This is a genomic window from Cupriavidus sp. HPC(L), from assembly GCF_000307735.3.
Taxonomy (GTDB): Bacteria; Pseudomonadota; Gammaproteobacteria; order Burkholderiales; family Burkholderiaceae; genus Cupriavidus.
Map to the genome: position 1 here is coordinate 1 of NZ_AMPR02000076.1, position 10,658 is coordinate 10,658.

Consider the following 10,658-nt stretch of genomic DNA (forward strand, 5'->3'; position numbering starts at 1 on the left):
GGCCGAGGCTTCGGCCTGCTTGCGGCCGCGGCGGGTCAGGGCACGTTGCAGGTCCGCGGGGCGGCCCATGCCGGCGACATCGGGGAGCGCTTCCGCTTCGGCGTGGCGCCACAGGATCAGGTTCATTGCTGGAGATGGGCACGGCGCGAATGCCGTGCGGCGGTCGTTGGTGTTGGTACTCCGGAAACCCGTACCGGCTCCGTCTGGATCGATTCGACTGGCGTGCCGCGCCTGGGTTCGGCACGGTAATCGGCACGGTATTCGGCGCGGTATTCGGCGCGGTATTCGGCGCGGTATTCGGCGCGGTATCAGGCGCCGCGTTCGGTCGGTGCTGTCGGCTCGTACGTCCGGGACATGGCCGGCGAGCCAATGCCGCGGCCAGTATGGCGCAGCGGCATGGCGCGGGCAATGCGCCGCCATGTCGGTGACAGGCCCCTGACAGCGGGCGACGCGGGAGTATCGGGCGCGTCGATGACAGTGCGATGACGGAAGTGCGACGGTCACGATCGGCGCTGCAAGCGGGCGACCGGCGTCGGACCAGGGACGGTCTTCTCGAGGTTCAGCGGGGGAGTAGCCGTGCTGCCGGCATTAACGGCAGGGGCATGGCGTCGCGGCCGTCGTCCGCCAAATGGACGAAGCGCGGGGGACGCAGGAAAGCCGGCTATAACGCAGGGGCGAACGCAACCAGCGCGGTCATTGCTGGCGACTGACCGCGTACGAGCTGTGGTGGAGCGGGAGGCACGGCGCCGCCGGGCGACGCACAGGATCGCGTCGTCGCCGCGACGCCGAGCAGGAGCGAAACCGTTGGACCGGGCGGTCCGGGTATCAGCTCTTGTGACGGAAGTTGATGCGACCCTTGGTCAGGTCGTAGGGCGACATTTCCAGCGTCACGCGGTCGCCGGCCAGAATACGGATCCGGTGCTTCTGCATCTTGCCCGATGCGTAGGCCCAGATTTCCACGCCGTTTTCCAGCAGCACGCGATAGCGGTTGTCGGGCAGCGCTTCCGAAACGACGCCGCCGAATTCAATGAGTTCTTCCTTAGCCAAGCTTCCTTCCTTTGTGGCTCCATGATGGGCAGCCGGACGGCCGCCTTTGCGGATGCGCGATTATAGCACGAACGCACCTGCAGCATTTTGGGTTCCCGGCAGGACCCTTTAGTTCCCGCGTGCACCGATCAAGTGGCTCGACCGCCCCTTGTTGGTGCCGGCACGAGCCGGCCCCACGCGACGACGCGCCAGCCGTTTTTGGGGCGGACGGAACGAACGCGGCGCCATTCTCCATTCTCTATAGGACTCTGGCGCCGTGTCGAGTGGCGTTCGGGAAGGTCGAACCCTGCGCCGACAGAAGGATGGCCCGCCCTGCACGATTCGAACGTGCGACCGCTCGCTTAGAAGGCGAGTGCTCTATCCAACTGAGCTAAGGGCGGTCGGAAGAGAAACAGAAGGGGAAGAGAAAAAGGGTTAGCCGGCCTTGGCCTGCTAACCCTTATCGTTCTGGTCGGGGCGACATGATTCGAACATGCGACCCTCTGATCCCAAATCAGATGCGCTACCAGGCTGCGCTACGCCCCGAAGCCGCGCATTGTATCCGTCGGCACTGCCGCGGTCAAACGCCACAAACGGGACAAGGCAGACCTCTTACTCGCCTTCCGGCAGACTGGCGCCGACGATGTTGAAGCCGGCGTCCACGTAGGTGATCTCGCCGGTCACGCCGCTGGACAGGTCCGACAGCAGGAAGGCCGCCACATTGCCGACTTCCTCGATGGTGACGTTGCGGCGCAGCGGGGCGGCTTCCTCGAAGTGGCCGAGCAGCTTGCCGAAGCCCTTGATGCCGGACGCGGCCAGCGTCTTGATCGGACCGGCGGAGATGCCGTTGGCGCGGATGCCGCGCGGGCCGACCGAGGCGGCCAGGTAGCGCACGCTGGCTTCCAGCGACGCCTTGGCCAGGCCCATCGTGTTGTAGTTGGGCACGACGCGTTCGCTGCCCAGATAGGTCAGCGTCAGCAGCGAGGCCTTGTCCGACAGCAGCGGCAGCGCGGCCTTGGCGAGCGCCGGGAAGCTGTAGGCCGAGATATCGTGGGCCACGCGGAACGCTTCGCGCGACAGGCCGTCGAGGAAGTCGCCGGCGATCGCCTCGCGCGGGGCGAAGCCAATCGAATGGACCAGCCCGTCGAGCTTGTCCCAGCGCTGGCCGAGCGCGGCGAAGGTGGCGGCGATCTGTTCGTCGCTCGACACATCGCATTCGAATACCAGATCGCTGCCGAATTCCTTGGCAAAGTCCTGGATACGGTCCTTGAAGCGCTCGCCGACATAGGTGAAGGCCAGTTCCGCGCCTTCGCGCTTGCAGGCCGACGCGATGCCGTAGGCGATCGAGCGGTTCGACAGCAAGCCGGTGATCAGGATCCGCTTACCTGCCAGAAATCCCATAAGTTCTCCATGGTGGTCTTGTGATGCGCGTTCGCGGTGTGCCGGGGTAGGGCACGCTGCCGGGCACGGTTTCTGCTGAGTCCCGCCGGGCCGCAGGGTCGGGTGGGATTCCACTTGGCCCCCGCCGGCCCGTACCGGATTGCCGATCGCGAGCGGGCAGGCCCGCTGCGGCCGCGGCCACGCCGCGTACTGGAATGTCCGGATGGCTGGAACGCCGCCGAACGAAGGTAAAATTGTCGCACAACTTGGCCCGGGCACCGACCGCGGCCGTCGTATTGGCAAGCGAAGTTCAGGGGGAGGGCATCGACCGGATGCAAAGGCAAGCAGCAGGGCCGTTTTCGGCATGGCATCGTATCCGGGCGCGGACCCGCACCGGCCTGGTCCAGATGCTGGCACGGTCCGCCGCAGCCGCCCTGGTGGCCGCGCTGTTGCCAATGTCGCCGACCACGGCATGGGCCGCACACGGCTTCGCGCTGCACGGCGACCTGAAGTACCCGGCGGACTTCCATCACTTCGACTACGTCAACCCCGACGCCCCGCGCGGCGGCACGCTGACGCTTGCCAATCCGGACCGGCGCACCAGCTTCGACAAATTCAATCCGTTCACGTTGAAAGGGGTCGCCGCGCCGGGCCTGACCTCGCTGATGTTCGAGTCGCTGCTGATCGGCAGCGCCGACGAGACCGCCAGCGCCTACGGGCTGCTGGCCGAGGACATCACGGTGGCGCCCGACGAGCTGTCGGTCACCTTCCGCATCCGCCCGCAGGCGCGCTTCCACAACGGCGATCCGGTGCTGGCGAGCGACGTCAAGTATTCCTACGACATGCTGATGAGCAAGGCCTCGAGCCCCGGCTATCGCAGCATGTGCGCCGACGTCAAATCGCTGACCGTGATCGACGACCGCACGGTGCGCTACGACTTCAAGCAGCGCAACGGCGAGCTGCCGCTGATCGTCGGCTCGCTGCCGGTGTTCTCGCGCAAATGGACGGCCAAGGTGCCGTTCGAGAAGCTGACCTTCGAGACGCCCGTCACCAGCGGCCCCTATCTGATCGAGCGCTACGACGCCGGCCGCGGCATCATCTACAAGCGCAATCCGGACTACTGGGGCAAGGACCTGCCGGTGCGGCGCGGCACCTTCAACTTCGACCGCGTGGTCTACCGGCTGTACAAGGACGAAACCGCGCGGCTCGAGGCCTTCAAGGCGGGCGAGTTCGACGCCATCGTCGAGTACCGCTCCAAGAGCTGGGCCAAGAGCTATGTCGGCAAGCGCTTCGGCAACGGCGAGCTGATGAAGACGGAATTCCCGCACCGCAATGGCGCCGGCATGCAGGGTTTCGTGATGAACCTGCGCAAGCCGCTGTTCCAGGACGTGCGCGTGCGCCAGGCGCTGATCCTGGCGCTCGACTTCGAATGGCTGAACCGGCAGCTGTTCTACGGCGCCTACAAGCGCCTGGACAGCTGGTTCTCCAACAGCGAGCTGGCGGCCAGCTCGACCTTCGACGGCCGTCCCGGCCCCGGCGAGCTGGCCTTGCTCGAGCCGCTGCGCAACCAGTTGGCGCCGGAGGTGTTCGGCCCGATCGTGACGCAGCCGACCACCGAGCCGCCGCGCTCGCTGCGCGACAACCTGCGCGAGGCGCGCCGGCTGCTGGCGCAGGCGGGCTGGACCTACAGCGACGGCGCGCTGCGCAACGCCAAGGGCGAGCCCTTCGTGTTCGAGTTCCTCGACGACGGCGGCGCGATGAGCCGGGTGATCACCACCTATGTGCGCAATCTGGAGAAGCTCGGCATCCAGGTCCATCAGCGCACCACCGACTTCGCGCTGTACCAGAAGCGGCTGGAGGACTTCGATTTCGACGTGGTGTCGATCCGCTTCCCCGATTCGCAGAGCCCCGGCAACGAGTTGCGCGACCGCTTCACCAGCGAGGCGGCCTCGACCCCGGGCTCGGACAACCTGTTCGGGCTGAAGTCGCCGGCGGTCGACAAGCTGGTCGACCAGGTGCTGCGCGCGCATACGCGCAAGGACCTGGTCAACGCGTCGCGCGCGCTCGACCGCGTGCTGATGCACGGCTACTACGTGGTGCCGAACTGGTACAGCGCTTCGCACCGCGTGGCCTACCGGCGCGAGCTGGTCTATCCGCAGCGGCTGCCGTACTACTACACGGCCGAGGGCTGGGTGCTCAGCAGCTGGTGGCGCAGCGATGTGCCCGGCGCCGGGCAGGCCAAGGCGGCGGCGCCGGCCAAGGCGGCGCGCTGAGCGCGGCGATCGCCGCGACGGGCGCCACAGGAAAACAGGAAACGGCATGCTGGCCTATCTGCTCAAACGCGTTCTGCTGATGATCCCGACGCTGATCGGCGTGATCACGCTGACGTTCGTCGTGATCCAGTTCGTGCCCGGCGGCCCTGTCGAGCAGATGATGATGGAGCTCAAGGGACGCGGGGGCGGCGGCGAGGCCAGCGGCGGCGGTGCCGAATACCGCGGCCGGCGCGGCGTCGACGCCGAGAAGATCAAGGAGATCCAGGCGCTGTACGGCTTCGACAAGCCGCCGCTGGAGCGCTACTGGATGATGCTCAAGCGCTTCGCGCAGTTCGACCTGGGCCAGAGCTACTTCCAGCACCGCAGCGTCTGGGAGCTGGTCAAGTCCAAGCTGCCGGTGTCGGTCAGCCTGGGCCTGTGGACGTTCTTCCTGACCTACCTGATATCGGTGCCGCTCGGCATCGCCAAGGCGATCCGGGCGGGCAGCCGCTTCGACGTGGTGACCAGCATGATCGTGCTGGTCGGCTACGCGATCCCCGGCTTCGTGCTCGGCGTGCTGCTGCTGGTGCTGTTCGGCGGCGGCACCTTCGTGCAGTGGTTCCCGCTGCGCGGCCTGACTTCGGACAACTGGGAGCAGCTGTCGCTGATGGGCAAGGTGATGGACTATCTGTGGCACCTGGTGCTGCCGATCACCGCGTCGGTGGTCGGCAGCTTCGCCGTGGTGACGATGCTGACCAAGAACGCGTTCCTGGAGGAGGTGCGCAAGCAGTATGTGCTGACCGCGCGCGCCAAGGGCCTGTCGGAGCGGCGCGTGCTGTGGAAGCATATTTTCCGCAATGCGCTGATCCCGCTGGTCACGGGCTTCCCGGCGGCCTTCATCGGCGCCTTCTTCACGGGCTCGCTGCTGATCGAGACGCTGTTCTCGCTCGACGGGCTGGGCCTGTTGTCCTACGAGGCGGTGCTGCGCCGCGACTATCCGGTCGTGCTCGGCACGCTGTACCTGTTCACGCTGATCGGCCTGGTGACCCGGCTGATCTCCGATGTCTGCTACGTGCTGGTCGACCCCCGCATCCATTTCGAGGCCATGCCGCGATGATCCCGCGTTGGCAAACTCCTTTCCGCTCGACGCCCCGGCCGCCGCGCCTGGACCGGCTGCCGTCGTCGCTGTCGCCGCGCCAGCGCGCCTGGCAGCGCTTTCGCCGCAACCGGCTCGGCTACTGGAGCCTGATCGCCTTCGTCGTGCTGTTCGTGCTCAGCATGTTCGCCGAGGTGCTGTCGAGCGACCGGCCGCTGGTGGTCAAGTACCGCGGCGAGTGGTATTTCCCGATCGTGCAGACTTATGCCGAGACCACGTTCGACGGCGACTTCCCGACCCCGACCGACTATCTCGATCCCTTCATCCGCCAGCGCATCACCAGCAACGGCAACTGGGCCATCTATCCGCCCAACCGCTATTCGTACGACACGCTGAACTATTTCGCCAAGGAGCCGAATCCCGCGCCGCCGTCGTCGGAGAACTGGCTCGGCACCGACGACCGCGGCCGCGACGTGCTGGCGCGGCTAATCTACGGCTTCCGCGTGTCGGTGCTGTTCGGCCTGGCGCTGACCGTGATCGGCGTGGTGATCGGCACCATCACCGGCGCGCTGATGGGCTTCTTCGGCGGGCGCTTCGACCTGATCTCGCAACGCGCGATCGAGATCTGGAGCTCGATGCCCGAGCTCTATCTGCTGATCATCTTCGCCTCGATCTTCGAGCCCAGCCTGGCGCTGCTGATCATCCTGCTGTCGCTGTTCGGCTGGATGGGCTTGTCGGACTACGTGCGCGCCGAGTTCTACCGCAACCGCTCGCTCGACTACGTCAAGGCGGCGCGCGCGCTGGGCCTGTCCAATGCGCAGATCATGTGGCGCCATATCCTGCCCAACAGCCTGACGCCGGTGATCACCTTCCTGCCGTTCCGCATGAGCGCCGCGATCCTGGCGCTGACGAGCCTCGACTTCCTCGGCCTGGGCGTGCCGCCGACCACGCCGAGCCTGGGCGAGCTGCTGGCGCAGGGCAAGGCCAACCTGGATGCGTGGTGGATCTCGCTGTCGACCTTCGGCGTGCTGGTCGTCACGCTGTTGTTGCTGACGTTCATGGGCGATGCGCTGCGCGATGCCTTCGATACGCGGCTGGGCCTGGCGGCGCTGCGCGGCCGGGTCGAGCCCAAGCTGCCCGACCCGTCGGCGGGATCGGCCGGCGGACCGGCGGCGGATGCCGCAGCGGCGGGGCAGTCCGCCGCGGGAGCGCGGCCATGAACGACCTTCCCATCAAGATGCCGCCACAGCCCATGGCCACGCCGCCCGACGCCGCCGATCCGGCGCTGATCCGCGTCGACCGCCTGTCGGTGACCTTCGGCGAAGGGCCGGAGGCCACCCGCGCGGTGCGCGATGTCAGTTTCTCGCTGCGCCCGGGCGAACGCTTCGCGCTGGTCGGCGAGTCCGGCTCGGGCAAGACCGTGACCGCGCTGTCGATGTTGCGGCTGGTCGAGGACGCGCGCTACCAGGGCGCGATCCATTTCGAAGGGCGCGACCTGCTGCGCGTGCCCGACCGCGAAATCCGCGCGATCCGCGGCAGCGAGATCGCGATGATCTTCCAGGAGCCGATGACCGCGCTGAATCCGCTCTATACGGTCGGCAACCAGATCGTCGAGACGCTGGAGCTGCACGAGGGGCTGGACAAGCGCGCCGCGCGCGAACGGGCGATCGCGCTGCTCGAGCGCACCGGCATCGAGGAGGCGGCGCATCGCTTCGACAGCTTCCCGCACCAGCTGTCGGGCGGCCAGCGCCAGCGCGCGATGATCGCGATGGCGCTGGCCTGCCGGCCCAAGCTGCTGCTGGCCGACGAGCCGACCACGGCGCTCGACGTCACGATCCGCGTGCAGATCCTGGAGCTGCTGCGCGACCTGCAGGCCGAGTTCGGCATGGCGGTGATGCTGATCACCCACGACCTGAACATGGTGCGCGCGTTTGCCCAGCGCATCGGCGTGATGGAGCAGGGCGTGCTGGTCGAGATCGGCGAGACCGCCGAGGTCTTCGCCAATCCGCGCCACCCGTACACGCAGCGGCTGATCGACAGCCGGCCGCGGCGCGAGGTGGTGCCGGTGCTGCCGCTGGCGCCGACCCTGCTGAGCGCGCGCGGCCTGGACGTCAACTACACGCGCAAGCGCCGGGGCCTGGCCGGCTGGTTCGGCCGCGACGTGGTCCGCGCGGTCAAGGAGGTCGACTTTGACCTGCGCGAGGGCGAGACGCTGGGCATCGTCGGCGAGTCCGGTTCGGGCAAGACCACGCTGGCTCACGCGGTGCTGGCGCTGCAGCGCAAGAGCGGCGGCCAGATCCAGTTTCTCGGGCGCAGCCTGGAACAGGTCAGGCGGGCCGAGCGCGCGTCGCTGCGGGCCCGGCTGCAGGTGGTGTTCCAGGACCCGTTCGGCTCGCTGTCGCCGCGCATGACGATCGAGCAGATCGTCGGCGAGGGCCTGGCGCTGCATCAGCCGGGGCTGTCGCGCGAGGCGATGCGCGAACGCGTGATCGAGGCGCTGCGCGAGGTGGGGCTGGACCGCACCGCGCTGGGGCGCTATCCGCACGAGTTCTCCGGCGGGCAGCGCCAGCGCATCGCCATCGCGCGCGTGCTGATCCTCAAGCCGCAGGTGGTGGTGCTCGACGAACCGACCTCGGCGCTGGACGTATCGATCCAGCAGCAGGTGCTGGCACTGCTGTCGCAGCTGCAGCGCAAGTACAACCTCAGCTACCTGTTCATCAGCCACGACCTGGCCGTGATCCGCGCGATGGCGCACCGCGTCATCGTGATGAAGGGCGGGGAGGTGGTCGAGGCCGGCGAGACCGATGCGGTGCTGGGCGCACCGCAGCACGCCTACACCCGCAAGCTGATGCGGGCGGCCCAACTCGGCATGGACTCCGGCCTGGGTCTGCGGGCAGGAGACGCCGGAGGCTGGCCGGGATGAACGCCCGGCTGATGTCCGCACATGGCCACCCACGGCCGCCGCTCTTTGTCCGATACCGCGGTCAATCCCAAGAATCAGCGTGCAAGTCCCCCGCTATTCCTTTGATTACACGGCGATTTCGGCCGATTTTGTAACGAACTTTGACATCGCCGGCGTGACCTTATACCATCCCGCGAGAACTTGATGTGTGGGTGGTTTGCACGCCGCACGTCTCCTGGCGGGTGCGTCCGGCCGTACCCCGACACCGTTGTCGGGACGATTCGGCTCCTGGCATTCGCCGTCAGCAGTCTTTCCACATAGTCATCTCCGATCCACACGACGATGGGTTGTCGCGTCGCGTGAGGGATCGTGTGATTTGAATCATCCGAACCGGAACCAACGGGAGAACCCATGCAGCGAACGGTGCTTCATTCCCTGGCGCGTGCCGCCATCGGACTGACCCTGGCATGCGGCGCGGCCTTGTCGAATGGAGCCCTGGCTGACACGGTGTTCAAGGAACCCGGCACGGAGCTGAGCGCCGAGGCCCAGCAGCCCGAGCCGAAGAAGGGCCTGCTGTCGTCGATGATGAATTCGACCAGCCATGTCGCCAACAAGGCCGGCGATCTGGTGATGAACGCGCTGGGCCTGATCGGTGTCCGCTATCGCTTCGGCGGCAACACGCCGGAATCGGGCCTCGATTGCAGCGGCTTCGTCCGCTACGTCTTCAACGACACCTTCGGCTTCATGCTGCCGCGGCGCTCGGTCGAGATCAGCCGCGTCGGCACCAACGTTGCCGCGCACGAACTGCGCCCCGGCGACCTGGTGTTCTTCAACACGATGCGCCACGCGTTCTCGCACGTCGGCATCTATATCGGCGACAACAAGTTCGTGCACGCGCCGTCGACGGGCAGCAAGATTCGCGTCGACGACATGCGTTCGGCCTACTGGGTCACGCGCTACAACGGCGCGCGCCGCATCGACGATATGCCGGAGCGCGACAACGGCGCGGCCGGCGGCATCGGCGGCATGGTCGAGACGCTCAAGCGCTTCGATCCGAACGCCAGCGGGCGTACGTTCTACGGCGGCTGATCGCAACGGCGCCGGATTGGCGTCGATTGGCGCCGATCGCCATGCAATGAAAAGGACTGCCTCGGCAGTCCTTTTTCGTTGGTGCGGTGGTGCCGTGCTGGTTGCGGGCGGCTGTGCCCGCTGCCTACTTCCCCGCGACCGGCGCGACCGGCGCAACGGGCGCAACCGGCTGCAGGCGCGCCTGCGCCAGCTTCTCGCGCAGTGCGGGCAGGGCGGCCACGGCGGCCTTCTCGCCCGCGAGGATCGCGCGGTTGCGTGCGCCGAAGTCGCTGCCGCTCATGTCCGGCAGGTCGGGGCGGATCACCACGTCGGCGCGGGCCAGCGCCAGCCGGTTGATCGACTGCCCCATGATGGCCGTGGTCTGCAGCAGCACGCCGCTCTGGCCAGCGTTGTTCTGGCTGGCCGGATCTGCCGAGATGTTGACCGCGATCACGAAGTCGGCGCCCATGCTGCGCGCGGAGTCGACCGGCACCGGCTCGACCAGGCCGCCGTCGACGTAGTCGTGTCCCTGGATCGACACTGGCTGGAACACGCCCGGCACGCTGCTGGACGCGCGTACCGCCTGGCCGGTATTGCCGCGCCGGAACAGGATCGCGCGGCCGGTCTTCAGGTCGGTGGCGACGATGCCCAGCGGAATCTTCATCGCCTCGATAGGCCGGTTGTCGACCAGGCGGTTCACGTAGTTCTGCAGCGCCTCGCCCTTGAGCCAGCCGCCGAAGCGGGTGCCGAACGGCAGCGCCCAGTCGGCGATGGTGGCCTCGTCCATCTTCAGTGCGTGCTTGTTCAGCTCGAAGCCGTCCATGCCGGAGGCGTAGAGCGCCGCGACCACCGCGCCGGCGCTGGTGCCGGTGACCAGGTCGGGGCGGATGCCGTGCGCTTCCAGCGTCTTGATCACGCCGATATGGGCGAAGCC

Annotated in this window: 8 protein-coding genes, 2 tRNA genes and 1 pseudogene; 5 read left to right on the top strand and 6 right to left on the bottom strand. The window is 67.4% G+C overall.

Annotated features, from left to right (window positions below):
* From B551_RS27005 to fabI, 5 genes and pseudogenes are all read right to left on the bottom strand, one after another.
* Window positions 1-126: pseudogene (locus B551_RS27005) on the bottom strand (histidine phosphatase family protein); the annotation flags it as partial.
* Between the two features lie 699 nt (window positions 127-825).
* The gene (infA, locus tag B551_RS06140) at window positions 826-1,047 is read right to left on the bottom strand and encodes a translation initiation factor IF-1 (RefSeq protein ID WP_006578938.1); all 222 of its coding nucleotides are present in this window, start codon (window positions 1,045-1,047) and stop codon (window positions 826-828) included.
* A gap of 303 nt (window positions 1,048-1,350) precedes the next feature.
* Window positions 1,351-1,427: transfer RNA gene (locus tag B551_RS06145), tRNA-Arg, on the bottom strand.
* Between the two features lie 68 nt (window positions 1,428-1,495).
* A tRNA-Pro gene (locus B551_RS06150) sits at window positions 1,496-1,572 on the bottom strand.
* 66 nt (window positions 1,573-1,638) lie between these two features.
* A complete protein-coding gene (fabI, locus tag B551_RS06155; protein ID WP_006578939.1) occupies window positions 1,639-2,427 on the bottom strand; it encodes an enoyl-ACP reductase FabI in 789 nt (262 codons plus the stop codon).
* 386 nt (window positions 2,428-2,813) lie between these two features.
* On the opposite strand from fabI, the gene B551_RS06160 reads away from it, so the two are divergent.
* The 5 genes from B551_RS06160 to B551_RS06180 all read left to right on the top strand — a co-directional run bounded on the left by B551_RS06160 (window position 2,814) and on the right by B551_RS06180 (window position 9,745).
* Window positions 2,814-4,679, top strand: coding sequence for an extracellular solute-binding protein (locus B551_RS06160; protein WP_023263681.1), 1,866 nt, complete (start codon window positions 2,814-2,816; stop codon window positions 4,677-4,679).
* Between the two features lie 46 nt (window positions 4,680-4,725).
* Entirely contained in the window at window positions 4,726-5,775 is a 1,050-nt protein-coding gene (locus tag B551_RS06165) for a microcin C ABC transporter permease YejB (protein WP_006578940.1), read from the top strand.
* A complete protein-coding gene (locus tag B551_RS06170) occupies window positions 5,772-6,974 on the top strand; it encodes an ABC transporter permease (protein ID WP_023263682.1) in 1,203 nt (400 codons plus the stop codon). The genes B551_RS06165 and B551_RS06170 overlap by 4 nt, the downstream gene beginning before the upstream one ends.
* A 17-nt stretch (window positions 6,975-6,991) precedes the next feature.
* Complete coding sequence (locus B551_RS06175) at window positions 6,992-8,677, top strand: ABC transporter ATP-binding protein (RefSeq protein WP_157071922.1); 1,686 nt, start codon at window positions 6,992-6,994, stop codon at window positions 8,675-8,677.
* A 390-nt stretch (window positions 8,678-9,067) separates the two neighbouring features.
* Window positions 9,068-9,745, top strand: a complete 678-nt coding sequence (locus B551_RS06180; protein ID WP_006578047.1) for a C40 family peptidase — start codon at window positions 9,068-9,070, stop codon at window positions 9,743-9,745.
* Between the two features lie 124 nt (window positions 9,746-9,869).
* Here the strand turns inward: B551_RS06180 and B551_RS06185 are convergent.
* Window positions 9,870-10,658, bottom strand: a 789-nt coding sequence (locus tag B551_RS06185; RefSeq protein ID WP_023263684.1) for a patatin-like phospholipase family protein, incomplete at its 5' end; no start/stop codon positions are given.